The sequence below is a fragment of the Sorangium aterium genome, assembly GCF_028368935.1.
In the GTDB taxonomy this organism is placed as follows: Bacteria; Myxococcota_A; Polyangia; order Polyangiales; family Polyangiaceae; genus Sorangium; species Sorangium atrum.
In genome coordinates this window covers 26618-51266 of record NZ_JAQNDK010000003.1, presented here as the reverse complement: position 1 = coordinate 51266, position 24649 = coordinate 26618, and the positions used below count along the sequence as shown (strand labels likewise).

The following is a 24649-nucleotide window of genomic DNA, read 5'->3' as shown; positions in this document are numbered from 1 at the left end:
GGTGAACCGCCGCGGCTTCCTGAGCTCCGTGGCCGCGGGCTGGGTCGTGCACACGGCCTCGCCCGGGCGCGCGCCGCTCGCCGGCGAGATCGTCGGCGCGGCCCACGGCGCGGGCCACCTGCTCCGCGGCGGCCCGCTGCCCGCGGCGAGCGGCCCCGCCGAGCGCGCGGACGTCGTGATCGTCGGCGGCGGGGTGAGCGGGTTGTCGGCCGCGTGGCGGCTCGCCGGTGCCGGGCTCGATCTGCGGGTCCTCGAGCTCGAGCCGAGGCCAGGCGGCACGAGCGCGTGGGGCGACGACGGCGTCGTGCCGTACCCGTGGGGCGCGCACTACCTCGCCGCGCCGAACGTCGAGGCGCGCGCGACGCTGCGCCTGCTCGAGCAGATGGGCGTCGTCACCGGGTGGGACGCGGCGGGGCGCCCCACGTTCGATCCGCGGCGGCTGTGCCACGCGCCGGGCGAGCGGCTGTTCTACGAGGGCGCGTGGCACAGCGGCCTCGCGCCGCTCGACGCGCTCTCGAGCGAGGCGCTGGACGAGCTCGAGAGGTTTCATGCGTTCGAGGAGGAGCTCACGGAGCTCACCGGCAGCGACGGGCGCCCGGCGTTCCAGATCCCGCTCGAACGCTCCTCGCGCGACCCCGAGCTCCTCCAGCTCGACCGGATGAGCATGGCGGCGTGGCTCGATCGCGAGGGGTACCGCACGCCGTTCCTTCGCTGGTACGTGCGCTACGCGATGCTCGACGACTTCGGCGGCGCGCCCGAGGAGATCTCGGCCTGGGCGGGGCTGCACTACTTCGCGGGGCGCAAGGCGCGCGCGCCGGAGCTCGCGGGCAGCCGCTACCTCGTCTGGCCCGAGGGCAACGGCCGGCTCGTGAAGGCGCTGCTCGAGCGCGCGGCGCCGCGCGTGTCGCTCGGCGCGCTCGTCACGTCGGTGCGCCCGCAGCCGGGCGGCCGCGTCGAGATCGACTACGTCGACGTGCAGCGCGGCGAGGCGCGCCGTATCGAGGCCCGCGCGGCCATCCTCGCGGCGCCGGCGTTCGTCGTGCGCCGGATCTTCGCGGGGAGCGCAGCGGGCGGCCTGCCGGAGCGGATCGCGTCGGCGTGGCTCGTGGCGAACCTGCACGTCGAGCGGCCGATCGACCCCAACCACGCGTGGGATTCCGTCCTCTACGGCGCCGAGGGGCTCGGCTACGTCGACGCGCGCCACCAGCTCACCGATCTCGCGGCGGCGACGATGCAGCGATCGCGCCTCGAGACGCCGGTGCAGCGCACCGTGCTGACCTACTACCGCGCCTTCGGCGGGCCGGACGTGGCCGCCGCGCGCGCGGCGCTGCTCCGCGCGCCGTGGGAGTCGCTCGCCGACGGCGTGCTGCGCGACCTCGCGCCGGCGCACCCGCACCTGCGCGACGACGTCGAGCGGATGGACGTCATGATCTGGGGTCACGCGATGCCGCGCCCGCGCCCCGGCTTCCTCGGCCCGCGGCCGTTCGAGCCGCGCTGCGCGCTCTCCGAGCGCGTCGCCTGGGCTCACGTCGATCAGCCGGGGATGGCGCTCTTCGAGGAGGCGCACGCCTGCGGCGTGCGCGCCGCCGAGACGATCGCGGCCTCGGCGGGGATCGCGATCGGCGAGAGCTGGCTCTGAGCTCGAGCGCCCGTCGCCTCGGCGCGCGCCGCTCCGCGAGGAACCCCACGTCCTCTCTCATCTTTCAAGAGCAAAGTGCGTCCGGCGAGCGAGCGCCTCCGGAACGGTCCTCCACCCCTGCCGCCGGCCGCTTCCGGCGGCCATGGAGCGGTCGCTGTGGGAGATCCGGCCCAGGATTTCAGCTTTGCCCTCGCCTTGAACTTGCGCTGCCCCCCTGCTCCGCGTCTACTCTCTGCCCATGTTGCGGACCCGGTTTGCCGGGATGACGGATACCGGGCTCCTCCGGGACCACAATGAGGACAACCTCCTCGTCAGCGAGGAGTACCGTGTCGTGGCCGTGGCGGATGGAATGGGCGGACACCGCTCGGGCGATGTCGCGAGCCAGCTTGCCGTGAGCACGCTCTCGGACTTCCTGTCCGTGACGGTGGGGAGGGACGCCACCTGGCCCTTCCCTGCCGATCCGAACCTGACCGAGGAGGAGAACTACGTCGTCACCGGCCTCAGGCTGGCGAACCGGCGCATCTTCGATCGCTCGCTGAAGACGCTCGCCGACTTCGGCATGGGCACGACGATCGTGGCGGCGATGTTCTCCAAGGACGCCGAGCACGTGACGGTGGGTCACGTCGGGGACAGCCGCTGCTATCGCCTGCGCGACAGCCAGATCACGCAGCTGACCCGCGACCACTCGCTCGTCAGCGACGCGGCGCACATGGCCCCGTGGATGACCGAGGAGGAGGTCCGGCAGCTTCCGGCCAACGTCATCACGCGCGCGCTCGGCATCCGCGAGGACGTCCTCGTCGATCTCGTGACGGACGAGACGCGGCACGGTGACGTGTACCTCCTCTGCTCGGACGGCCTGTCCGGGCTGGTGAGCGACGATCAGATCCTCGAGCTCGTGATGTCCAGCGGCTCGCTGGACGCTGCGTGCAAGGCGCTCATCGATCGGGCGAACTACTTCGGCGGCACCGACAACATCACGGTCGTCCTCGCCCGCGTCGAAGAGGTGCCCGACGGCAAGCGCCCCTTCAACGACGAGCCCACGCAGGAAAGCCGCTAGCCCGCGCCGCCGTGCTGCGGTTGCGCGCGGGCTCCCGCCGCCGCCGCGCAGGCCTCACCTCCTGCGCGGTGCGCTCTCGCTCGGGGCATCGAGCTATCCCCCTCGGGCCGGGCAGCTCGGCGCCGCGCTCCCGCCGAGCGCAGCGCTGCCATCACCCGCGCGCACGACGCCCCGCGCCGATGCGTCGGCGACGCGTCGGCTACAGGACGAAGTGATCCATGAGCTGAAGGACCTCCAGGTTCAGCCCCTTCAGCGCGGCGCACTCGCGCTCCACCTCGGCCTGGAAGACCGGCTTGATGTGGTAGAGCATCGTCGGCAGATCCCTCGGCGCGCGGAACTTCTGGAGCTCGACGGCGAGCGTCTGCGGCGTGTGGTGGCCGCTCACGGTGGCGAGGCGCTGCTCCCGGTTGGGGAAGCTGACCTCCATCAGCAGCGCGCGGAGGTCCTGCTGCTGGTTCAGCACCTCCCACAGCCGCTCCGTGGGCCCGGTGTCGCCGCTGTACGCGATCGCGCCGCCGTCCCCTTCGATCACGAACGCCGACGCGTCGATCGTGTGCGTCACGTGGACCGCCCGCACGAGCCGCCCGGCGACCGGCGTGGGGCGCTCCGGCTTGAGCTCGAGGTACTGGATGGTCGGCTGCCCGGCGCTCGGGATCACCGCGAAATCGGGCCAGAGCACGTTGTTGAAGAAGTGCTTCTTGAGCGTGCGCAGCGTCTCGCGCGTGCCCGCGATCACGAGCGGCGGGCACCCGAGCTGGCAACGGTTGTCCGCGATCGTGGCCAGGTCGCGGATGTGATCGAGGTGCGCATGGCTCACGAGGCACGCCTCGATCCGCGCCTGGTCCTTCACCTCGAGCCCGCTCGTCAGCGAGCCGGCGTCGATCGCGAGGACGTCGTCCACGACGAACGCGCACGTGCGATGCCTGGGGGTCTCACCGCCGTGGCAGCCGATGACACGCAGCTCCACTGGTTCAGCTCTCTCCGCCGAACTTCTGCGGCATGTCCAGGAACTCGATGAAATCCCGGAACCTGCGCATGTCGGTCACCATGATCGCCGCGGGTGCAGGCGGCCCGTACGAGAGGAGCCTCAGCCGGCGGAGCCGCTTCATCACCTCGTCCACCGTCTCTTGCTCGACGTCGACCTCGCGCGCGATGTCCTCGGGAGAGGAGCGGACGCGTATGCCTTCAGGCGTCTCCTCCCCGAAGGCCTCGGCGTGACGCGCGAGCGCGAGCATCACGCGCGCCTTCGGGTCACGGTGCATGAGGATCTCGACGAGCGAGTTCGCCGCGTCGAGCCGCTTCGCCAGCTTCTTGAGGAGACGGAGCGCTATCTCGACGTCGCGCTGCAGCATGATCTCCAGCTTCCGCGCGTCGATCACGAGGCAGCGGGACGGCTCGCTCACGGTGGCCGTCGCGTTCCGGGGCTTGCCGTTCAAGATCGCCATCTCGCCGACGAACTCGCCGGGCCCGAGCACGGCGAGCACCTTGTCCTCGCCGGCGACCGACTTCGTGATCCGCACGGCGCCCGACTGGATGACGAACATGACGTCGCCGGAGTCCCCCTCACGAAAGAGCACGTCGCCCGGCACGTACTCGCGGCCATAGCGGGCGAACGACGACTCCGACATTGCCCGGGAGTCTAGCGCCCCACGTGACCGCGGGTCAAAAACCCGGGCAAGAGCGCTGGCCCTCACAAAACTCGAGGGGCCCCCCAAGCCACCATGCTTTGGAGGACCCCTCGGCCCGCTTCGTCGGGAGCAGCGCGCTCAGCGGGCCGGCGCCGCGCGGAGGCGGCGGCAGCCCGAGAGCGGCGCGGACAGGCGATCAACCCATGTCGAAGTCGCCCATGCCGCCCATGCCGCCCATACCCCCCATGCCGCCCATACCCCCCATGCCGCCCATGCCGCCGGGAGCGCCGCCGCCAGCGGCCTTCTCCTTCTTGGGCTTCTCGGCGACGAGGGCCTCGGTCGTGAGCATCAGCGCGGCGACGCTGGCCGCGTTGGAGAGCGCGTGCCGCACGACCTTGGCCGGATCGATGACGCCGCCGGCGAGCAGGTCCTCGTACGCGTCGGTCGCGGCGTTGTAGCCGAACGTCGGCGCGCCCGACCGGACCTTCTCCGCGACCACCGTCCCGTCGACCCCCGCGTTCTGGGCGATCTGGCGGAGCGGCGCCTCGACGGCGCGGCGCACGAGCCGCACGCCGACGTCGCGCTCGTCGTTGAACTTGAGCGACTCCAGCGAGGCGGCCGCCCGGAAGAGGGCCACGCCGCCGCCGACCACGATGCCTTCTTCGACGGCCGCGCGGGTCGCGTGCAGCGCGTCCTCGACGCGCGCCTTCTTCTCCTTCATCTCGGTCTCGGTCGCCGCGCCGACCTTCACCACCGCGACGCCGCCGGCGAGCTTCGCGAGCCGCTCCTGGAGCTTCTCGCGATCGTAGTCGCTCGCCGTGTCCGCGATCTGCTTGCGGATCGCCTCGATGCGGCCCTTGATGGCGCCCTTGTCGCCCTGGCCGTCGACGATGACCGTGTTGTCCTTGTCGATCTCGACGCGCTTGGCCGTCCCGAGATCGCGCACCGTGGCGCTCTCGAGCTTCTGGCCGAGGTCCTCCATGAACGGCGTCGCGCCCGTGAGGATGGCGATGTCCTTCAGCATGTCCTTGCGGCGATCGCCGAAGCCGGGCGCCTTCACGGCGGCGACCTTGATCGTGCCGCGCAGCTTGTTCACGACGAGCGTGGCGAGCGCCTCACCCTCGATGTCCTCGGAGAGGATGAGCAGCTCGCGTCCCTGCTTCACCACCTGCTCGAGCAGCGGCAGGAGGTCGGCCATGGCCGAGATCTTCTTCTCGTGCACGAGGATGAGCGGGTTCGTGAGCACCGCGGTCATCTTCTCGGGGTCGGTCACGAAGTAGGGCGAGAGGTAGCCGCGGTCGAACTGCATGCCGTCGACGGTCTCGAGCTCCGTCGTCATACGCTTGTTCTCCTCGACCGTGATCACGCCCTCCTTGCCGACCTTCTCCATAGCGTCGGCGAGGATCTGGCCGATCTCCTTGTCGCCGTTGGCGCTGACCGTGGCGACCTGGGCGATCTGGTCCTTGTCCTTGGTCGGCTTGGCGGCCTTCTGCACGGCCTCGATGACCTTCGCGACCGCCGCGTCGATGCCGCGCTTCAGGTCCATCGGGTTGTGGCCGGCCTCGACGAGCTTGAGGCCCTCGCCGAAGATCGCCTGCGCCAGCACCGTCGCCGTCGTCGTGCCGTCGCCCGCCTTGTCGCTGGTCTTCGAGGCGACCTCGCGCACCATCTGGGCGCCCATGTTCTCGAGCTTGCCGGCGAGCTCGACCTCCTTGGCGACCGTGACGCCGTCCTTCGTCACGACCGGGGAGCCCCAGCTCTTCTCGATGACGACGTTCCGCCCCTTCGGCCCGAGGGTCACCTTGACCGCATCGGCGAGCGTGTTCACGCCCTTGAGGATCGCGGCGCGGGCGCCGCGGCTAAAAACGATCTGCTTCGCAGCCATGTCTCAATCCCCTCGCGGCCGCGCGGCCGCGTGTGCAAACGCTTGCGTTCGGTTGCCTCAGGCCTTGTTCACGTCGCGGCGGACTCGGTCACGGCGAGCACGTCGTCCTCGCGGATGAGCACGTGCTCCTCGCCGTCGAGCTTCACCTCGGTGCCGCTGTACTTGCCGAACAGCACCTTGTCCCCGACCTTCACATCGAGCGGGCGAACCTTGCCGTCCTTCAGGACCTTGCCGTTGCCCACCGCGACGACGCGCCCCTCGATCGGCTTCTCCTTCGCGGCGTCGGGGATGATGATGCCCCCCTTGGTCTTCGTCTCGCTCTCGACGCGCTTGACGACAATCCGATCCTGCAGCGGCCTGATTTTCATGCTGGCTCCCTCGTCCTCGGCTTGTTGACTGACCATCGGCTCGCCGGAGGTCCCGTTCGCCCCCCCGCTGGGGCATTCCGCCCGCACGACAAGAGCTAAGTGCCCGAGATCGCAGTGTCTTGGCACTCTCCTAGGCCGGTGGCTAAACCGCGGCCGAAAGTAAATCAGTCACCCGGCGCGTCAAGGGCACGCAGCAGGGAGCCGCGACTTTTCCGGAGCCGAGAGTCCGGAGGGGCGAAGCCGAGATGTCTGGAGAAGCGACGCCGAGGGAGCGGCCGCGACGTCGTGAAGCCTCCTCCAGGGACGAGCTCCCTTCTCCGACCAGGGACGAGCCCCCTCTCCGACAGCACGCAGGGCACGCTGTAGACAACCTGGACGGATCATGGCGACAGCGCGGCGTGCAACGACAACGGACGGAATGCAACGAGGGCGGAGCCGGTTGAGCGAGGGGAACGAGGGGGTCGAGCAGCGGGAGGCCTTGCTGAGCCCCGCGAAGCGCACGAAACATCGGGGATTTTGGTGCCGAGCATTTTTCTTCGTCGGGCCCGATTTTGATCGCTTGACAATCCAGGCAGCCCAAGTAGATTCCGCGGCCCGTGGCGCTGATGAACACGGCGCTGACCCCTTGGGGGATCGTCTAACGGCAGGACGCAAGATTCTGGCTCTTGCTATCAAGGTTCGAATCCTTGTCCCCCAGCCAGGCCGTTCAGCTCTGCTGTCGGTCTTCTCCACAGAACAAGGTCCCATCGTCTAGCGGTTAGGACATCGGCCTCTCACGCCGGTAACGCGGGTTCGATTCCCGCTGGGATCGCCACTTTCACACCCTTTCGCCTCGTTTCCTGCTGCTTCCGCTCGATGTCGTGCGTCGAGCACGACGCGAAGCACAGCGCCATCTGACGAGCGCTCGAGCACGCAGAGCAGCAAAGACGTCTTGCGCCGTTCACGTTGCGCTACCCTCCGGCGCATGGCCGCGCAGGACGTAGAGGAGCTCTTCGACATCCTCGATGACGGCGGCCGGCCGCTCGGCGTGCGCAAGGCGCGCGGGCTCGTTCACCGCGACGGCGACTGGCACCGGAGCGTTCACGTGTGGGTGCTCCTCGAGCGCGGGCCCGATGGCCTGGAGCTGGACAGCCGCCAGAGCGCCGCGGATCCCTGGGTGCTCTTCCAGCAGCGCAGCCCGGACAAGGACACCTGGCCCGGCGCGCTCGAGGTCGCCGTGTCGGGGCACTACCGCGCCGGAGAGGATCTCGCGGGGGCGCTGCGCGAGGCGGAGGAGGAGATCGGCCTGCCGCTCTCGCCGCGCGATGTGGTCCGGCTCGGCACGCGCCGCAGCCAGGACGATCACGCGCCCGGGATCGTCGACCGCGAGCTGCAGGACGTGCTGCTCGCGACGACCCGCCGCGCGCTCGAGGAGCTGCGTCCCGATCCGCACGAGGTGACCGCGCTGCTGTCGCTCCCGCTCGACGCGGCGCTGCGCCTCGTCCGAGGCGAGGTGCCCCGCGCGAGCGGCCTCGTGCGGCGGCCGCCGGACGCCGCGGGCGCGGTGAAGGTCGAGCCGCGCGACGCGCGGCTCGATGAGTTCGTGGTCGCGCGCGACGGCTACTTCGAGCGCGCGCTCGACACCATCCGCCGGCGCCTTGCTGGCGACGCGCCGGCCCCGTGGCTCCTCGGCTAGGACGCCGGCGCTTTCTCCTCGCGTCCGTCCCGTCAGCCTGAGCCGCGGCGCGCGTCCGCCGGCCGCCGGGGCTTCTCGGGAGGCAACGCCGACGCGACGAGGAACCCTTCAGCGCGGTGCGGGGCGAGCCCGCAACGCGCGTTCATGCGCTTGGCGATCTCGTCGCCGGCCCTGACGAGCGCATAGAACCACCGGATCCCAAAGCGATCGTGCCCTTCCCGGAGCGCCGCCGCCTGGAGGGGGGCCCCGAGCCCCCGTCCGCGGTGGTCCTCGCGCAGACAGGTGCAGATCGGCATGGCCGTCCACGACGGCGCCTCGTCCACGTCGGAGATCCAGAGCGGCGGGGCGCCCAGCAGCCCGAGCTGGGCGAGCGCCTCGCGGCCGCCGACCTCGGCAGGCTGCGGCCGCGTCACGACGCACAGGGTGGTGCAGCCGATCAGCGCGCCCGCGCCGTCGCGCAGCGTGAGCGTCAAGGAGCGGCCCTCGCCGCCGCGCAGGTACCACCCCGGGAGCGGCGCGTGGCCGCCCTCGGCCTGGAGCTCCTGGATCGCGCGGATCGAGGCCTCGTCGTCGTCCGGCGACACCCTGGACAGGCGCAGGCCCGGCGGGAAGGCGCGAAACCGGCCGAGCCCCTGCACGGCGGCGCGCACCTCGCCGGCCGGGGCGCCCATCACCGAGAAGTCCTCGTCCACGGAGAGCCCCGCCTGGCGCAGCGACGCCGAGAGCGCGGAGAGCTCCGGCCGGGGGGCGTGCAGGAGCACGCGCTCGAAGCAGCGCACGAGCGCCTCGCGCCGCTCCGGCGGCGTCCGCTGGGCGTGCAGCAGGATCAGCGAGCGCCCGTCGGTGGTGATGCCGTCCTGCTCGCCGATCCAGTCGCGGGCCGCGTACAGGATCCGCTGAGCACGGTAGTCGGCAGCTTCACCGAAACACCCCGGTCCGTCCGCCGGAGCGGGGCCGCGCTGTTGCGGGGCATCGTCGCGATCGAGGTCGAAGGCAAGCATCATGGCGGCATCCCTCCTGTCGAGAAGCAACGGCGGCTTCCACGAATGGCGGCCCTCGAGGAGCCGCCACCCGGCGCGGGACGCCCGCGCCCAGCGCCCGGGCGAGCCCCTGCCGCGCCGCGCAGGTCCACCGGCGAGATGGCCTGACGCGGCGGTGCGCGCATGCGGGAGAACTCCGCTCCACCAGCGGCTGTGCAGCCCGCGTGTCGAGACTTCAACTTATCCCTGCTCGGCGATCGCGCAAGCGGCGACATGCCATGATCCGGGCAGCGCTCCAGCCGGGACACGCATGCTTACGCACGCTTACAAACAATTGGAATCGCTAATGAATCAGGCCAACATCCACCGTCGCCCACAAGGCACCTCGCCGCCCGACGGGGCCGCGGCGTGGACATAGAACGACCTAGCCTGGAGAGACGCATGGCCCCGGGCACCCTCGCGTCGGGGGCGGACCGGCGAGGGGCGTCGGACCAGGGCGCCCGCGCTCGCTCGCCGTGGCCTTCGGTGGTTGAGGACGATCGCGCGCCCTGGTAGGTTGGCGTCCAGTATTGCGCGATGACCACCGCCCTTGTCACCCAACCCGACGACGACGCGCCCGTGATGCCACGTCCGTTCCTCAAATGGGCGGGCGGCAAGGGCCAGCTGCTCCGGCAGTTCCAGCCGCTCCTCCCCGCGTCGTACGGGCGCTACTTCGAGCCCTTCGTGGGGGGAGCCGCGCTCTTCTTCTGCCTGCAGCCGGAGCGCGCGACGCTGACGGACGTCAACGCCGAGCTCATCGACTGCTACCGGGCCGTGCGCGACAGGGTCGAGGAGGTGATCGCCGCGCTGGGCAGCCACGCCTACGAGGAGGCGCACTACTACAAGGTTCGCGACGTCGATCCCGCCTCGCTCACGCTGCCCGAGCGCGCCGCTCGGACCATCTTCCTGAACAAGACGGGGTTCAACGGGCTCTACCGGGTCAACAGCGCCGGCCGCTTCAACGTGCCTTTCGGCCGCTACGTGAAGCCGGCCATCTGCAACCCGCCCCAGCTGCGGGCCTGCTCGGCGGCGCTGCGGGGCGTCGAGCTCGAGGTCCGCGACTTCGAGCGCGTGCTCGACCACGCCCAGGAAGGCGATTTCGTCTACCTCGACCCGCCGTACTCGCCCGTCTCGTCGACCGCGAACTTCACGTCCTACAGCGCGGGCGGCTTCGGCTTCCGCGACCAGGAGCGCCTCGCTGCGCTCTTCGCGGAGCTCGACGGGCGAGGCGTCCAGGTGATGCTCTCGAACTCCGATGTTCCGGAGATCCCGCCGCTCTACAAGCGGTTCAAGATCGACCGCGTCGCGGCGCTCCGGAGCATCAACGCGAAGAGCGACGCCAGAGGCCGCGTGGGGGAGATCGTGATCCGGAACTACGGGTCCAGGCGGAGCCGCAAGGCGGCGCCCGCGGACAAGGCGGGCTGAGCCCGGCGCCGCCGCGCGGCGCGCGGCTCACTCAATCGACGGTCTTCCCCTCGTGCTTCTTCGGATCGGGGGCCGCGCGCTCCTCGGCGTGCGCCATCGCCACCTCGATCTCCTCGTGGATCTCGGGCGAGGTGACCTTGTTCCCCGAGGGATCGACGGCCTCCCACACGAAGCCGCGGAGCTCACCCGGGCGCTCGGGTATCCAGCGGACCCGCAAGGTCCAGCCGTGCAACTCGGCCGTATAACCGCCTTCCTCGTGATCCCGCTGCCATGCAGAGACGGTCGGGTGCTTCACCATCGCGAGGTCTCCGGCGCCGAAGGTCGAGAGGACAGAAGAACTGTTCCCGAATGGCCGCGCTCCCCCCCCGAGCAACGCCGCCGTCCGGGAACACGGGGAAGATAGCAGGCGCACGGCGCACGGCGATCAGGCAGGCGTGTGTTCCTCATGCGGAGGCACCTTACCCGAATCCCAGCGCGCGCCGAAAGGTCCTCGCCTTCCGATGGGGTCGTCAGCGCGAGCAGCGTGAACAGCACAGGCATCATCGCGCCGACGGGCGGCGCCTGCGACGCGCACCGCATGCTACGAAGCATGCATGGGGGCAGGAATCGTCGTCTTCTTCGGGCTCGCGCTCGTCGGCTATCTCCTGGTTGCCCCGCTCGTCGCCTTCGTGTTCGCCGTCCGGGCCAACCGGCGCAACGAGGACCTGCTGCTGCGGATCCACGCGCTGGAGCACCGGGTGGCCGAGCTCTCCGGGCATCGTGGCCGCGCAGCGCTCACTGCAGCGGCGGAGAGCCCGCGAAGCACACACGACCTGGAGCAAGAGAGGATCGCCCAGGGCGCGATCCCGCCCCCAGCGGCGGCCCGGCCCGCGCTCGACGCCGAGGGCGCAGATGCACCGCCCGCGCTCGACGCGGCGACCGCCGGCGCGCCGCCCGCGCTCGACGCGGCGACCACCGGCGCGCCGCCCGCGCTCGACGCGACGACCGCCAGCGCGCCGCCCGCGCTCGACGCGGCGACCGCCGGCGCCTTTCCTGGGATCGCGGATCCGACCGCTACCGCGCCCCCGGCGCTCGCGTCCACGGCGTTCGCCGCCGCTTCGGCCGCGGCGCCCCCGGACGTCGCGTTCCCGGGCCCCGCCGCTCCTCCGCCGCCTCGCGCGCCTCGCCCCGCGGCGACGCTCGAGGCGAGCGCGTTCGGCGCTGGCTCGCCCGCGCATCGCGAAGCCCAGGAGCGACCCTCCATCGAGGAGCGGCTCGGCCTCACCTGGCTCACCCGCGCAGGCGCGACCACGTTCTTGCTCGGCGCGCTCTTCTTCTTCAAGTACGCCTCGGACAACGCCTGGATCGGGCCGTTCGGGCGCGTCGCGATCGGCGCCGCCACCGGCGCCGCGCTCCTCGCGATCGCCGAGGTGCTCCACGGGCGCGCGCAGCGTCGATTCGTCCACACGCTCATCGGCCTCGGCCTCTCGGTCCTGATCGCGTCGGTGTGGGCGAGCGCCACGCTGTACGAGCTCGTCCCGATCCCCGCCGCATTCGCGGCGGACACGGTGCTCCTCCTGCTCGGCGCCGGCCTCGCGCTCCGCCACCGCGGCGAGGCCATCCTGATCCTCAGCCTCGTCGCCGGATTCCTCAACCCCGTCGTGCTGTCGACGGGGCAGGACCGGCCGCTCGTCCTGTTCGGCTACCTCCTGCTCATGACGAGCGTCGTCCACGCCGTCGCAGCGAGGCTCGGCTTCCGCGTCGCGCCGTGGCTCGCGATCGCAGGCCACACGGCGCTGTTCTGGGGCTGGTACGCCAGGCACTTCGACGCCAGCGCCGCCCCGGCCGGCGGAGACGCGGACGCGGCGCCCTGGCTCGACTCGCCTGCGCAGGCGCTCCCGGGGCCTTACTTCGCGCTCGCCGCGCGCGCTGCGCCCCTCGCGTTCGTCGCGCTCGCCACGGCGCAGGGCGTCCTGCGCGCGCTGTGGCTGCGCCGCGCGCCCGCCACGAGCCCCGACCGAAGCGTCCCGCCGACCGGGGCGGAGGCGACCGGCGTCCTCCGCGTCGCGGCGCGCGCGGACGCGACCGCGACCAGCATCGCCGCGCTCGTGCTCGCGCACGCGGCCGCGACCGCGCTGCTCTTCGACGCGCCGCGCGCGCTCACGGCCGCCGCGATCACGCTCGCGCTCGCGGCGCTGGTCGCCCTGCGCGCGCCCGACGAGGGCGCCTGGCTGCTGGCGCCGATGGGCGCCGGCTTCCTTTCCTTCGCCGCGACGTTCGCGGACGCGCCAGCCGCGCATCGCACGACGCTCGTCGCGCTGGTCGCGGCCTGGACGCTCGTCTACCTCGCGGGGTGGCTCCGCGGCGGCGCCGGGCTCGCGGGCCAGCTCGATCGGAAGACCGCCATCGCGTGCTCCGCCGGCGCGGCGCTCTTCGCCTGCACGGCGGGCATGCTGCTGATCGAGGCCGACGCGGCGCTCTTCGCGATCGCGCTCGCGCTCGCGGCCGCCCTCGCGGCGTGGACGGCCGCGCGCGCCGCGCTCCCCGCCCTGCTCCTCGCCGCGGCGATCCTCTCGGCAGGCGCGCTCGCCGCGGCGGCGCATTTCGCGATCGCGCCGGCGGACGCGGGCGCCTCGGCGTCCATCGACGCCGCCAGCGCGGCCGGCGCGGTCGGCGCGGTCAACGCAAGCTTCCTCGGCGCCTCGGCGCTCGTCATGCTGGTGTTCCTCGGCGCCGCGGGCGCCTCGGCGCGGCGCCCGCGCGAGCCCGGCGCGCCGGCGCTCTCCTGGTCCGACGCGCTCGCCGCGTGCGTGGCGACGCTCGGGTTCGTCGCGGCCGCGCTCGGCGCCACGCCGGAGGACACGCCGACGCTCCGCGCGCTGCTCACCGCGGGCGCCGGCGCCCTGGACCTGGCGCTCGGCGCCGCGCTCCTCCGCGCAGGCGTGACCCGCGCCGAAGCCGCGCCCCCCGCCGATCGCATCGCCCTGCTCCTCGGACAGGCGCTCGCCCTGTTCGCCGCGTCCGCCGCGTTCGGGCTCGGCGGCGCGACGGTGACCGTGATCTGGAGCATCCTCGCGGCCGTGGCGGCCGCGATCGCGGCGCGCACCGGCGAGCGGGTCTGGCTCGCCGTCACGCTGCTGCTCTTCGCCGCCGCCCTCACGCGGGCGCTCGTCGTCGATCGGGCTCAGGCCGAGGCGCTCGTGACCACCTGGTTCGCGACGCGCGGCCGCGACGGGACGATGGCGGTTCCCGTCCTGCTCAACGCGAGGACCTATGCGTTCACGGGCGTGAGCGCCGCCCTGCTCGCCGCGGGGCGGCTGCTGTCGCGCGCGGCGTTCGCCCGCCCCCTGGACGCCGCGCGCGCCGAGCTGCGCGGCGCCGCGGCCGCGGCGCTGGGCGCCGGGTATGCCCTGCTCATCACGACCGTCGTCCTCGAGGTGCGGAGCGCGATCACCGCGCTCCCCGCCGCCCCCCCTGCCCCGCTCGACGCGTCCGAGTTCGCCGAGCTCACCGTACAGCACCGCGCCGCCCTGGAGGGCCAGGAAGGCAGCCTCGCGATGGCGACAACGCTCGTGCTCGCCCTCGCGGCGATCGCGCTGCTCACCGCGGGGTTCGCGGCGCGCGACGCCTTCCATCGCTACGCCGGGCTCTCCCTGTTCGCCGTCACCATCGCGAAGCTCGTGGCCTGGGACGTCTGGCACGTCGAGCGCATCTACCAGATCGCCCTCTTCACGGGCGTCGGGGCGCTGCTCGTCGGCGGAGGGTTCCTCTACGCGCGGTTCGGCCGGCGCCTCGTGACGCTCCTTCGCGCCGGATCGCGGGGCGCGGCCGGGCCGCTCGCGCTGCTCGCGGCGATGAGCCTCGCGCGGCCCTCCGAGGCGCAGAACGGCGCGGCGCTCCCGATCGAGAAGCACGCGCTCGTCCGGCCCATCGAGGGCGTGGACGCCGCCGGCGATCACCGCGTCGACGTCGATCTCGATCTCTACCGCGAGAGCCGCGCAGAAGAGCTGCTCGCCGACGTCCGCATCGCCGGCCCCGACGGCGCCGAGGTGCCCTACGTGCTCCGCGAGCCAGGCGCCGCGCACTCGTCCGGGCGGATCGCGGCCACGATGCTCGATCCGGGGGTCGACGCCGCCGGCGTCGCGCAAGCGACGTGGGCGCTCGACGCGCCCGGCACGCGCCACTGCCACGTCGAGCTCAGCGTCATCGGCGGCAGCTTCCTCCGCGAGGCGCGGGTCGAGACCGGCACGGATCCGAGGTCGCTCAGCGAGGTCGCGCGCGGCGCCTACGTCTACCGCATCCCCCAGGGATCGGAGACGGTCGAGCACCTGTCGGTCCGCTATCCCCTCTCGCGCGCCGCCCTGGTCCGGATCCGCCTTGTCCCCGAGGGCGCCCCGGCGCGCGACGCGGCCGCGGACGTCCGGATCACGGGCGGCGCCGTCTCGTGCGAGACGCAGGCCCCCGCCGAGTCCCCCGCGCTGCTGCCGCTCGCGATCGTCGAGACGCAGCGGGACAGCGAGGCGAAGACGACCCTCGTCACGCTCGACGCCGGCGCCGACGGCGCGCCGCTGGAGGCCGTCCTCCTCGACGTCTCCACGCCGGAGTTCAGCCGCCGCGTCGACGTCGCCTCGACCACGTACCGCGCCGTCTGGCCGGCCGTGGGGAGCGGTATGATCCATCGCATCCGCCCGCACGGCGAGTCAGGGCCCTCGCTCGCGTCGACGCGCGTCCCGTTGAACCCCACCCGGAAGCGCTTCCTCCGGCTCACGATCCACGACGGTGACTCGGCGCCGCTCTCCCTCTCGGGCGCGCAAGGCGAGGTGCGGGCGCGCGAGGTCGTGTTCCGCGCCGCGCAGCCGGGCCCGCACCGGCTCTACGTGGGCGACGCGCTCGGCAAGCGCCCAAGCTACGACCTGGTCGACCTGCTCGACCACACCGTGCGCGAGCGTCCCCCCGCCGCGAGGCTCGGCGCCGCAACCGCGAACCCTGCGCTCGGCGCCGCCCCTGTCGCGCGCGACCTCCCGTTCACCGAGCGGCACCGCACGGCGATCGGGGGCGCGCTGGCCGTCGGGCTGCTCGCGCTCTCGCTGTGGGCCGCGCGGCTCCTGAAGCGAGGGGAACGAGAACAAGGAGAACGAGGGGCGCCGCCCGACGACCCCGCGCCGCCACGGCAGCGCACAGCAGACAGCGAGCCCGGGCCGTGATGTGCTCGCATGTTGCCGTGGGTCGCCGGGAGCAGGTCGCTCCGGCGTCCGGATCGACCATCGAGGTGGATGCACCATGAGAGGCGGGCGCTTCGTCTACTTGGGTCTCTGCGCGAGCATCGGGGCGGCGCTCTGGTCCTCGGGCGCGTGCTCTGCGACGGCGCACCTCCAGCAGGCGCCTGGCGAGGGCGGCGGGGGCGCGACCAGCGCCACGACGGCGGAGGCGGGCGCCGGCGGAGCCACCGGTACGACGGGCTCCTGGGCTGATTTCGGCGACGGCGGCGCGCCGACGGAGGACGGGGCCTCACCCGACGAGGACGGCGACGGGTTCACCGTCGAGGACGGCGACTGCAACGACGGCGACCCGAACGTCAACCCAGGCGCCGTCGAGGTCGTGATCACGGAGCCTGACCAGAGCGGCGCGGTGCCCGAGCCAGTCGACGAGGACTGCGACGGCGTGATCGACAACGCGCCGACGGCCTGCGACAGGAACATCGCTCCCGCCGACTTCGACGCCATCCACGGGGCCCACGCGATCGACCTCTGCGCCAAGGCGTCGCCCGGCGACAGGAAGTGGGGCGTGCTGAGCGCGCAGTACGTGCGCGGCGACGGCTCGCCCGCGGCGCCCTCGCCCGCTGTGGGCGTGCTCGACTCCTTCGGCCCCAACGTGCGCCCGCAGGGCGGGACCCGCCTGCTCGTCCTGTCCTCGGGCCGCGCCCGGATCGCCCAGTGGCCGGGCGCGTGCAACGCGGACAGCTGCAAGAACTACGGATCGGGCACGGCGCCGCCCGGCTTCCCGCAAGACAACCCCGCGTGCTCTCCGTCGGCGAACATCAACGACGACATCGCCCTCGAGCTCGTCATCCGCACGCCGACGAACGCGACCGGCTACGAGTTCGCGTTCAAGTTCTACACCTTCGAATACCCGGAGTTCGTCTGCGACGCCTTCAACGACCAGTTCGTCGCCCTGGCGACGCCGGCCCCGCCAGGGTCGCTCAACGGCAATCTGTCGTTCGACAGCGTGGGCAACCCCGTCAGCGTCAACATCAGCTTCTTCGAGGTCTGCGAGGGCTGCCCGCTCGGGACTGACGAGCTCGAGGGCACCGGCTTCGGGCTCTGGAACGACGCCGGCGCGACCGGCTGGCTTCGCACGCAGGCCCCGGTGACCGGCGGCGAGGAGCTCAAGCTCCGGTTCATGATCTTCGACACCGGGGACGACAGGCTCGACTCGACCGCGCTCGTCGACGGCTTCAAGTGGGTCGCGAACGGCGGCACCGTCCCGCTCGAGACCGCGCCCGTCGAGGATCCCCGGTAGCGCCCCGGCGTCCGGACCACCCGAGCCCTCCGGAGCACGCGCGCCGGCCGCGCGGCGCGCCGCGCGCCGTGGCCGGCGCGATCCCGGTTCTCATGGTCAGGATTGTTGCGCTGGACGATACAATGCCGCCATGCTGCTCCCTTCCTTGGAGAACCTCGCCTGCTTCGAGGCCGCGGCGCGGACGCTGAACTTCCGGACCGCAGCGCGCGCCGTCGCGCTCAGCCCCGCCGCGTTCGGCCAGCGCATCCGGCAGATCGAGGAGCAGGTCGGGGCTCCGCTGTTCGAGCGCACCACGCGCCGGGTGCAGCTGACGCCGCGCGGGCTCGCCTTGCTGCCGCGCGCCCGCCAGTGCCTGGCGCTCGCCGAGGACTGCCTCCGCAGCGCGATGCGCCCCGCTCCCGCGCCGGTCGAGCTGACGCTCGGAACGCGGTTCGAGCTCGGGATGTCGTGGATCGTCCCCCAGCTCGGCGCGCTGACGCGGCGGCGCCCCGAGCTGACGCTCCACCTCTATTTCGGCGCCTCCGACGACCTGCTGAGGCGCCTCCACGACCGCAGCGTCGATTGCGTCGTCACCAGCGCCCGCTGGAGCGCCACGAGCCTCGCGGCGGAGACGCTGCACGAGGAGCGCTACGCGTTCGTCGCCTCCCCCAGGCTGCTCCGGCGCGAGGCGTTCGCCCGCCCGGAGCACGCGGCGCGGCACTGCCTGCTCGACATCGACCCGACCATGCCGCTGTTCCGGTACCTCGCCGATCAGGCGGGCGGCGCCGGCCGCTTCGCGTTCGCGCGGCACCGCTGGGTGGGGCTCGGCGCCGCCATCAAGGCGCTGGTCCTCGCCGGCGAGGGCGTCGCCGTGCTGCCGCGCCACATGGTCGCTGCCGAGCTCCGCGGCGGCAAGCTGAAGCGGCTCCTGCCGTCCGCGCCCCTCGCGCGCGATCATTTCCGGCTCGTCTACCGGCGCGACGACCCGCGGAGCTCGCTCTACGCGAAGCTCGCCGAGTCGCTGCGCGCGGTGCCGATCCAGTGAGGCGCGCGCTCGCCGGCGCCGCGCGGAGCAGGGTGAACGGCGTAGACTCCCGACCGAGGACCATGAGCGATCTCCCCGGCGCCAGCGCGCGCCTCCCCGCGACGCCGATCACGGCGCAGGACATCAACGGCGGACCGGACCCCGAGCGCCGCGTCCCCTTCGTCATCACGGCGCCCGGCGTGTACGCCCTCGTGGAGGACGTCGACTGGGTGGCGCGGGACGCGAACGCGCGGGCCATCACGATCGCGAGCGACGATGTCACCCTCGACCTGGGCGGCAGGACGCTGCGGCAGATCGACCCACCGGCGCCCGTCGTCGCCCCCGACCCGGGCGCGAGGCCTTGCCGGGGCGAGGTCGTCTCCGGGAACGTCGGCGTGTTCGCCGAGGGGAGGGCGCGGCTCGTCATCAGGAACGGCAGCGTGCTCGGGATCCAGGGGGTCGGGATCGCCGCCAGGGCGTGCAGCCAGCTCGATCTGCTCGATCTGTCCGTCCGGCGGTGCGGCGGCGACGGCGTGATCGACACGGGGTTCCTGTGCCGCAACGGCGGGATCTTCGTGATGGGCGCCCGGGACGCGGCCGGCGGCGTCGCCTTCGCGGAAGGCATCCGGATGATCAACTGCGTGTGCTCGGAGAACACGAGCCGACTCGATTTCGTCGTGACGCTGGGCGCGCTCGTCCTGTTCTGCGACGACGTGCAGGTCAAGGAGTGCGTGTTCAACCGCACGGCGAACACCAGCGCCCAGCCGAGCGGCGTGCAGTTCAACGTCGTCGGCGTCGACTTCGTCATCTGCCGCAACGTGCTCGTGGAGGACTGCGAGGCGCACGACAACACGTCGGGCGGAGAGCCGGCCGGCTTCTTCGCGTGGGGAGAGAACTACAAGTTCCTGCGCTGCAGGGCGAACCGGAACTTCACGCTCACCGGGAACCGCGCGTGCGGGTTCAACATCTCGACCACGAGCAACCTGGAGATGGTCGAGTGCGAGGCGGACGGGAACTACAACGCGAACCCGGCCGCGTCCGCCGATGCGGTCAAGGATTTCTCCGCGCTCGGCTTTCGCATCGGCAGGGCGGTGTACCGCGGGCTGCTCGAGGGCTGCCGCGCGATCGGCAACCACGGCGCGAGCGCGAACGCGCCCGCCGGCGGCTTCGCGCTCCACTCGACCCGCCACGTGGTGCTGAGGCGCTGCGTGGCCGTGGGGAACAGGAACGCGAGCGGGGCCGCCGAGGACGACGGGCTCGCGGCCGGGTTCATCGCCTCGACGCCGCTCGCTGATCCGCAGGGCGGCCTCGTGGGCGGCGAGGGCAACGCGTTCGTCGACTGCATCGCCGACGGCAACACCGTCCACCGCGCGCCGCTGTTCGTGCAGCCGCCGGCCCCCCCGGTCGACGCCGGTCCGTCGCGCGGCGACCCGCAGAAGGGCGCGGGGTTCCTGCTCGAGCGGCAGAGCGACGCGAGGATCATCGGCTGCCAGTCCGCGAACAACGACGGAAAAGGGATCTGGCTGAGGGCCTGCGCGCGCGCGCTGGTCGAGGGAAACACGCTGTCGAGGAACGCGCTCTTCGGCATCCAGAACGAGGACCCCGCAGGGCTCAGCGCCTTCACCGGCAACCGGGCGCACCTCAACGGGTCCCGGCACCGCCACAACTACGTCGGCCTGCCGCCGGGCACGCCGGTCCGCAAATGGACGCTCGGCTCCCCTCCCCTCGACGGCCCTCCGGACGGGATCGCCAACCTCAGCACCCGGCTGCCCTGAGGGGTCCGCGAGCGCCTCGCGGCGATCACCGGCCACGGGCGAGCGCGCCCGGGGTGATCCCGAACCGCCGCTTGAAGAGCCGTGTCAGGTGGCTCTGGTCGGCGAAGCCGAGCGCGCCCGCGAGCTCCCCGATCGGGCGGCCGCCGGCGAGCAGCGCCTCGCGGGCGCGGTCGAGCCGCCGCCGCGTCACGTAGGCGAGCGGCGGCTCCCCCAGCGCTCGCTTGAACTCCCGCGCCATGTGCGCGGGGCTCAGCCCGGCCACGCCGGAGAGCGCCTCCAGCCCGAAGTCGTCGCCGAGGTGCGCCTCGATGTAGTCGAGCAGGCGCCGCAGCGTCGCAGGGGACAGCCCGCCCCGAGCCGGCCGGTCCGGCCGGGCCGCATGGCGGGCGCCGAGCCGCGCCGCGAGCCCGGAGAGCATCGCGTCCGCGAAGAGCGCGCCCGTGGCGCCGCCGCGCGAGACCTCGACCAGCAGCGCGCGAAGCACGTGCTCGATCTGGGCGTCCACGAGCCCCACGCGGGGCTCCAGCAGCAGCTCCCGCACCCCGGCGAGCCGCGCGAGCCGCGCAGGGTCGAGCACGAGCGCGCCATAGATCGTGGCCTCGCTCACGCGATGAGAGAAAGGCACCTCCGCGGGCTGGAGCCAGAGACTGCCGGGCGGCATCTCCACGCGCTCAAAGCCGCGCTGGCCCTTTCGCTCGAAGCGCAGCGGCGCGTCCGCGAGGTTGATGGCGATGTAATGGCCGGCGACGGCGAGGTGGTCTGTCTCCCAGGACGGGTTTACGCCGAGCTCGGCCACCATGCCCGTCCAGCGCAGCGAGCGGCTGGACGCGCGGATCTCCGCCTGCCGGAGCGCCTCGATGGGCTCGCGGGTGCCGGCGCGGACGAACGGGATGGCGCTGCGGGAGGCACGAGAGACGCGAGATGCGCGGGATGCCATTGGAGAGCCGGCCCCAGCATGCGCCTGCGGCGCGTGGCCGGTCAACGCAGCAGCCCGGTTCCAGGGAGCGCAGCGGCGTTCTATAGCACCCTCCCCGCCGGCCCTAGGCTGCCCGTCGCCGGGCGACGACTGCGCCCGAGGAGGACGACCATGGAGATGCGTTACAAGCTGCTCGGCGGCAGCGGGCTCAAGGTCTCGGAGATCAGCCTTGGCACGATGACCTTCGGCGAGGACTGGGGCTTCGGCGCCTCGGCCGAGGCGTGCCGCGGCATCCTCGAGGCGTACCGCGCCCGCGGCGGCAACTTCATCGACACCGCCAACAAGTACACGAACGGCAGCGCCGAGCGGATCGTCGGGGAGCTCGTCCGCGGCGACCGCGGCGCGTGGGTCATCGCGACGAAGTACTCGCTCTCGATGAACGACGCCGATCCGAGCGCGAGCGGCAACGGCAGGAAGAACCTTGTCCAGTCCGTCGAGGCGAGCCTCAAGCGCCTGGGGACGGACTACATCGATCTGCTCTGGGTCCATGCGTGGGACTGGACGACGCCGGAGGCCGAGCTCATGCGCGCCCTCGACGACGTGGTGCGCGCGGGCAAGGTGCTCTATGTCGGCATGTCCGACGCGCCTGCCTGGGTCGTCTCCCGGGCGAACGCGATCGCCGAGCTCCGGGGCTGGTCGCCATTCATCGGCATCGAGATCGAGTACAGCCTGATCGAGCGCACGGTGGAGCGGGAGCTCGTCCCGATGGCGTCCCGGCTCGGCCTGGGCGTGCTCGCGTGGGCGCCCATGGCCGGCGGCGTGCTCACGGGCAAGTACACGCGGGGCGGCGGCAAGGACGCCGCGCGCGCGGCGATGAACCAGGGGCGCCTGGACGAGCGGGGCCTGCGCGTCGCGCGCGCGGTCGACGCCGTGGCCGACGAGCTCGGGTGCTCCTCGGCGCAGGTGGCGCTCGCGTGGCTCAGGTCGCGCCCGGCGCAGGTGATCCCCATCATCGGCGCCCGGAAGCCCGAGCAGATGCAGGACTGCCTGGGCTGCCTCGACGTCGTCTTGCCCGCCGCGGCCCTCGAGAGGCTCGACGCGGCGAGCCGGGTGCCGCTCGGCTTTCCTTACGAGTTCCTGGGCGACCCTGGCACCGAGCGGGTCGTCTACGGCGCCACGGCGGCGCGGCTCGACGTGACCAACCCCGTCCGGCGGCTCGCCTCGGGCGGGTGACGCCGGCCGCTCCGCCTCGCTCGCGCGCGCGTCAGCGATTCCCGTCCTGCGCCTGCTCGACGCGCGCCCGGATGGCCGCGACGGCGCGCGCCGAACCGTCCAGGTTCTCCGCGTTGAGGAGGCTCTTCGGCAGCGGCAGCTTCGGCCGGAGGAACACCTCGAGGGACAGGCGCGTCGACTGGGCGTCGATCTTCTCGAGCCGCCAGGTGGCCTGGAGATCTTGCACATTGCCAGAGATGAAGCGGGACGCGTAGGTCTCGACGCCATCCTCGACGACCGGCTTCTGGATCTCGATGCGCGCCCACATCGTGACTGCGCCCGAGAGGGCCGAGACCTCCATGTAGAGATCCCACCCGCCTGCGGGCGTGCGCCCGAGCAAGCGGCACTTCTTGTAGTGCGGCATGAACTCCGGATAACGCTCGAACGAGAGCACGGCGGCGCGCACGCGCTCCAGCGAGCCCTTCACGACCACCGTCGACCGTCCACGCGCAAATCCGGTGCTTCCGATCGGGACTGCCATGCTCGTGATCCCGGTCGTATCGGGCGCCGGCTGCGCGCTCTCGACCTGCTCGCCGTCGCTCGTGGCGGCTGGCAGGACATCGCCTCTGGCACGCTGTGCCGGCAGGCGCGGTACATCCAGGTTGATCCCCGGTTCCCCCGTGCTGCACGCGGCGGCCGCGAGGGCGAGTCCCCCGGCGAGCGCGCGCGGGATCGGTGCGCGATGGCCGGTCGTGGTCGAGCGAGTTCTCCGCATGGAGGCCCAGCTTGCCAGCGACGTGCCGGCCGCCCCCATCGCCCGATGATACCGTGCAACACATCCGCTCGGGCCGCCTCCGTCCCTGCCACCAGGAACGGATCACGCGCCCATCGAGCGCGGAACACCACGAGCTCCCTCCCGGTTCTCCACGAGAGCTCGGAAGGCCCCACTCTCCTCCTTCCCGCTGCTATCGATTAAGATTCGCCTGAGAGATAGGCTGTCAGGCTCGGAATGGGGACGCCTGTCGGGCGGCCGAACTGCCAGTCCGCCGACTCGACCCCGACCCCGCCGATGTCGAGGTGGATGAACGGCAGCGCCCCCCCCTTGAGCCCCGAGGCGATGTCGAGGAACGCGAAGGGGAACTGGTGCCCGCGCGGCGTGTTCACCGAGGCGAGGCGGTTCGAGGAGACCACGTCCTCGGCGCTCGACCGGGGCGCCACGAACGTGTAGTCCTCGCGCCGCGGCCGGACGCGCTCCATCGGCTCGCCCCAGCGCTCCGCGAGGACGTCGAGCCGATCGAGCTCCTCGCGCGCGGCGGAGTTGCCGATCGCGCCGGTATAAGGCCCATGGGCGCGGTAGACGTGCCCGGTCAGCGTCGCGACCGAGAACACGATAGGGTCCGCCGCGCCGCTCATGGCGAGCTCCCGCGAGAGCGCGAGCAGGTCAGCCAGGATGAGGCGCCCCTCGGCGTCGGTGTTGCCGATCCGCACGCGCACGCCGGCGCGGCTGCGGATGATCTCGTCGCTCACATAGGACTCCTCGCCGATGCTGTTGCGCACGAGCCCGAGGAGCCCGACGATGCGCACGCCCTCCAGGCCGAGCGCCGCGGCCGCGCGCACGAGGCCGGCGACCGCGCCGGCGCCGCCCTTGTCCCGGGACATCCCGGCCATGTGCCCGTCGGTCTTCAGATCGACGCCGCCCGTGTCGTAGGTGACGCCCTTGCCCGCGAGCAGCACCGTTCGCCGGATCTCCCCGCGAGGCCTGTAGTCGAGCCGCACGACGCACGGCCGGTGCCGCTCGACGACCCGCGACGCCCGCGAGACCGCGCTGATGAGCGGATAGTCATCGACGTTGCGCTCGATCTTGACGAGCACCCCCGTCCTCGCGAATGCCGCCTCGCACATCTCGGCGACGCGGCGGGGCGCCATCCGCTCCGGCTCGGTGCCCGTGATGTCGCGGCAGAGCGCCCGGCCGACCTCGATGGCCGCGATCTCGCGGGCGCGCGCCTCCGACAGCCCGAGCACCGCGACCGACTCGGCCGAGCGCGGGGCCATCTCGGCCTCCCGCGCCTCGAGCGGCGTCCACTGGCTCCCGAGCGCGGCGAGCGCGCCCACCTCCACGGCCCGCGCGAACCGCGGCGCAGCGCCCACCGGAGCGCGCACGACGAGCAGCGGCCGGCTCGCCCCCGCGTCCACCGCCCGCGCGAAGCCGGCCGCCGCCGCCTCCGCGACGGAGCGGACGTCATCGACGTCTTCCGAGAGCGGCCCCATCGGCGCGAGCACCAGGCGCCCGCCAGGCACCCCCGGCGCCGGCAGGACGAGCGGAGCACACTTGCCCTCGAGCGCGGAGTCGACGCGCGCCGCAGCCTCGACCACCGCGCCCACGGCGGAGCCGAGCCCCCCCGCGTACTTCGCGATGGGCGATGGCGCGACGAGGACGACAGCATCGCAGGCCGCGATCGCCGCGGTCGACTCCGCGAGGGCGTTGGCGGGCAGCCCCGCCAGGGAGGTGACATGGACCATGGCGGCGAATGATGTCACATGGGTCAGCA

At 72.7% G+C, this 24649-nt stretch carries 18 protein-coding genes and 2 tRNA genes; 11 read left to right on the top strand and 9 right to left on the bottom strand.

The window, feature by feature from the left end; genetic code table 11:
• Window position 1 precedes the first annotated feature (1 nt).
• Window positions 2-1639 (top strand): FAD-dependent oxidoreductase, encoded by a 1638-nt coding sequence (locus POL72_RS24605; RefSeq protein WP_272097995.1) that lies wholly within the window; start codon window positions 2-4, stop codon window positions 1637-1639.
• Window positions 1640-1877: 238 nt separating this feature from the next.
• Complete coding sequence (locus POL72_RS24600; protein WP_012235416.1) at window positions 1878-2696, top strand: PP2C family protein-serine/threonine phosphatase; 819 nt, start codon at window positions 1878-1880, stop codon at window positions 2694-2696.
• Window positions 2697-2895: 199 nt separating this feature from the next.
• Here POL72_RS24600 and POL72_RS24595 read toward each other — a convergent pair whose 3' ends face one another.
• The 4 genes from POL72_RS24595 to groES all read right to left on the bottom strand — a co-directional run bounded on the left by POL72_RS24595 (window position 2896) and on the right by groES (window position 6577).
• Window positions 2896-3663, bottom strand: coding sequence for an MBL fold metallo-hydrolase (locus tag POL72_RS24595; RefSeq protein ID WP_272097994.1), 768 nt, complete (start codon window positions 3661-3663; stop codon window positions 2896-2898).
• Between the two features lie 4 nt (window positions 3664-3667).
• On the bottom strand, window positions 3668-4324 hold the full coding sequence (locus tag POL72_RS24590; RefSeq protein ID WP_272097993.1) for a Crp/Fnr family transcriptional regulator: 657 nt from the start codon (window positions 4322-4324) through the stop codon (window positions 3668-3670).
• Window positions 4325-4520: 196 nt separating this feature from the next.
• Window positions 4521-6209, bottom strand: a complete 1689-nt coding sequence (gene groL, locus POL72_RS24585) for a chaperonin GroEL (RefSeq protein WP_272097992.1) — start codon at window positions 6207-6209, stop codon at window positions 4521-4523.
• A gap of 68 nt (window positions 6210-6277) precedes the next feature.
• The gene (gene groES / locus POL72_RS24580) at window positions 6278-6577 is read right to left on the bottom strand and encodes a co-chaperone GroES (protein ID WP_272097991.1); all 300 of its coding nucleotides are present in this window, start codon (window positions 6575-6577) and stop codon (window positions 6278-6280) included.
• Between the two features lie 626 nt (window positions 6578-7203).
• On the opposite strand from groES, the gene POL72_RS24575 reads away from it, so the two are divergent.
• The 3 genes from POL72_RS24575 (at window position 7204) to POL72_RS24565 (ending at window position 8252) form a co-directional block, all read left to right on the top strand.
• Window positions 7204-7277: transfer RNA gene (locus POL72_RS24575), tRNA-Gln, on the top strand.
• Between the two features lie 39 nt (window positions 7278-7316).
• Window positions 7317-7391 (top strand) — tRNA-Glu (locus tag POL72_RS24570).
• A 150-nt stretch (window positions 7392-7541) separates the two neighbouring features.
• A complete protein-coding gene (locus POL72_RS24565; protein ID WP_272097990.1) occupies window positions 7542-8252 on the top strand; it encodes an NUDIX hydrolase in 711 nt (236 codons plus the stop codon).
• 32 nt (window positions 8253-8284) lie between these two features.
• Here the strand turns inward: POL72_RS24565 and POL72_RS24560 are convergent, their stop codons facing one another.
• The gene (locus POL72_RS24560; protein WP_272097989.1) at window positions 8285-9256 is read right to left on the bottom strand and encodes a hypothetical protein; all 972 of its coding nucleotides are present in this window, start codon (window positions 9254-9256) and stop codon (window positions 8285-8287) included.
• 552 nt (window positions 9257-9808) lie between these two features.
• On the opposite strand from POL72_RS24560, the gene POL72_RS24555 reads away from it, so the two are divergent.
• Complete coding sequence (locus POL72_RS24555) at window positions 9809-10696, top strand: DNA adenine methylase (protein WP_272097988.1); 888 nt, start codon at window positions 9809-9811, stop codon at window positions 10694-10696.
• A gap of 31 nt (window positions 10697-10727) precedes the next feature.
• On the opposite strand, the gene POL72_RS24550 is transcribed toward POL72_RS24555, so the two are convergent.
• Window positions 10728-10994, bottom strand: a complete 267-nt coding sequence (locus POL72_RS24550; protein ID WP_272097987.1) for a hypothetical protein — start codon at window positions 10992-10994, stop codon at window positions 10728-10730.
• A 295-nt stretch (window positions 10995-11289) separates the two neighbouring features.
• On the opposite strand from POL72_RS24550, the gene POL72_RS24545 reads away from it, so the two are divergent.
• The 4 genes from POL72_RS24545 (at window position 11290) to POL72_RS24530 (ending at window position 19972) form a co-directional block, all read left to right on the top strand.
• Window positions 11290-15879 (top strand): DUF2339 domain-containing protein, encoded by a 4590-nt coding sequence (locus POL72_RS24545; protein ID WP_272097986.1) that lies wholly within the window; start codon window positions 11290-11292, stop codon window positions 15877-15879.
• Window positions 15880-15955: 76 nt separating this feature from the next.
• Complete coding sequence (locus tag POL72_RS24540; protein WP_272097985.1) at window positions 15956-17194, top strand: choice-of-anchor L domain-containing protein; 1239 nt, start codon at window positions 15956-15958, stop codon at window positions 17192-17194.
• A gap of 130 nt (window positions 17195-17324) precedes the next feature.
• Window positions 17325-18218 (top strand): LysR family transcriptional regulator, encoded by an 894-nt coding sequence (locus tag POL72_RS24535; RefSeq protein ID WP_272097984.1) that lies wholly within the window; start codon window positions 17325-17327, stop codon window positions 18216-18218.
• 62 nt (window positions 18219-18280) lie between these two features.
• A complete protein-coding gene (locus POL72_RS24530) occupies window positions 18281-19972 on the top strand; it encodes a right-handed parallel beta-helix repeat-containing protein (RefSeq protein WP_272097983.1) in 1692 nt (563 codons plus the stop codon).
• Window positions 19973-19997: 25 nt separating this feature from the next.
• Here POL72_RS24530 and POL72_RS24525 read toward each other — a convergent pair whose 3' ends face one another.
• The gene (locus tag POL72_RS24525; protein WP_272097982.1) at window positions 19998-20909 is read right to left on the bottom strand and encodes a helix-turn-helix domain-containing protein; all 912 of its coding nucleotides are present in this window, start codon (window positions 20907-20909) and stop codon (window positions 19998-20000) included.
• A gap of 150 nt (window positions 20910-21059) precedes the next feature.
• On the opposite strand from POL72_RS24525, the gene POL72_RS24520 reads away from it, so the two are divergent.
• Window positions 21060-22121 carry an aldo/keto reductase gene (locus tag POL72_RS24520; RefSeq protein WP_272097981.1) on the top strand — a complete coding sequence of 354 codons (1062 nt, stop codon included), beginning with the start codon at window positions 21060-21062 and terminating at the stop codon, window positions 22119-22121.
• A gap of 31 nt (window positions 22122-22152) precedes the next feature.
• Here the strand turns inward: POL72_RS24520 and POL72_RS24515 are convergent, their stop codons facing one another.
• Together POL72_RS24515 and POL72_RS24510 are read right to left on the bottom strand one after the other, a co-directional pair.
• A complete protein-coding gene (locus POL72_RS24515) occupies window positions 22153-22875 on the bottom strand; it encodes a type II toxin-antitoxin system RatA family toxin (protein WP_272097980.1) in 723 nt (240 codons plus the stop codon).
• Window positions 22876-23072: 197 nt separating this feature from the next.
• Window positions 23073-24620, bottom strand: coding sequence for a M17 family metallopeptidase (locus tag POL72_RS24510; protein WP_272097979.1), 1548 nt, complete (start codon window positions 24618-24620; stop codon window positions 23073-23075).
• Between the last annotated feature and the right edge of the window lie 29 nt (window positions 24621-24649).

Bases quoted from the DNA above. Each gene is read 5' to 3' on its own strand.
- POL72_RS24535 (WP_272097984.1), top strand. From the start codon at position 17,325: ATGCTGCTCCCTTCCTTGGAGAACCTCGCCTGCTTCGAGGCCGCGGCG.
- POL72_RS24555 (WP_272097988.1), top strand. From the start codon at position 9,809: ATGACCACCGCCCTTGTCACCCAACCCGACGACGACGCGCCCGTGATG.
- POL72_RS24550 (WP_272097987.1), bottom strand. From the start codon at position 10,994: ATGGTGAAGCACCCGACCGTCTCTGCATGGCAGCGGGATCACGAGGAA.
- POL72_RS24530 (WP_272097983.1), top strand. From the start codon at position 18,281: ATGAGCGATCTCCCCGGCGCCAGCGCGCGCCTCCCCGCGACGCCGATC.
- POL72_RS24540 (WP_272097985.1), top strand. From the start codon at position 15,956: ATGAGAGGCGGGCGCTTCGTCTACTTGGGTCTCTGCGCGAGCATCGGG.
- POL72_RS24590 (WP_272097993.1), bottom strand. From the start codon at position 4,324: ATGTCGGAGTCGTCGTTCGCCCGCTATGGCCGCGAGTACGTGCCGGGC.
- POL72_RS24600 (WP_012235416.1), top strand. From the start codon at position 1,878: ATGTTGCGGACCCGGTTTGCCGGGATGACGGATACCGGGCTCCTCCGG.
- POL72_RS24515 (WP_272097980.1), bottom strand. From the start codon at position 22,875: ATGCGGAGAACTCGCTCGACCACGACCGGCCATCGCGCACCGATCCCG.
- POL72_RS24545 (WP_272097986.1), top strand. From the start codon at position 11,290: ATGGGGGCAGGAATCGTCGTCTTCTTCGGGCTCGCGCTCGTCGGCTAT.
- POL72_RS24525 (WP_272097982.1), bottom strand. From the start codon at position 20,909: ATGGCATCCCGCGCATCTCGCGTCTCTCGTGCCTCCCGCAGCGCCATC.
- groES (WP_272097991.1), bottom strand. From the start codon at position 6,577: ATGAAAATCAGGCCGCTGCAGGATCGGATTGTCGTCAAGCGCGTCGAG.
- POL72_RS24560 (WP_272097989.1), bottom strand. From the start codon at position 9,256: ATGATGCTTGCCTTCGACCTCGATCGCGACGATGCCCCGCAACAGCGC.
- groL (WP_272097992.1), bottom strand. From the start codon at position 6,209: ATGGCTGCGAAGCAGATCGTTTTTAGCCGCGGCGCCCGCGCCGCGATC.
- POL72_RS24510 (WP_272097979.1), bottom strand. From the start codon at position 24,620: ATGGTCCATGTCACCTCCCTGGCGGGGCTGCCCGCCAACGCCCTCGCG.
- POL72_RS24520 (WP_272097981.1), top strand. From the start codon at position 21,060: ATGGAGATGCGTTACAAGCTGCTCGGCGGCAGCGGGCTCAAGGTCTCG.
- POL72_RS24565 (WP_272097990.1), top strand. From the start codon at position 7,542: ATGGCCGCGCAGGACGTAGAGGAGCTCTTCGACATCCTCGATGACGGC.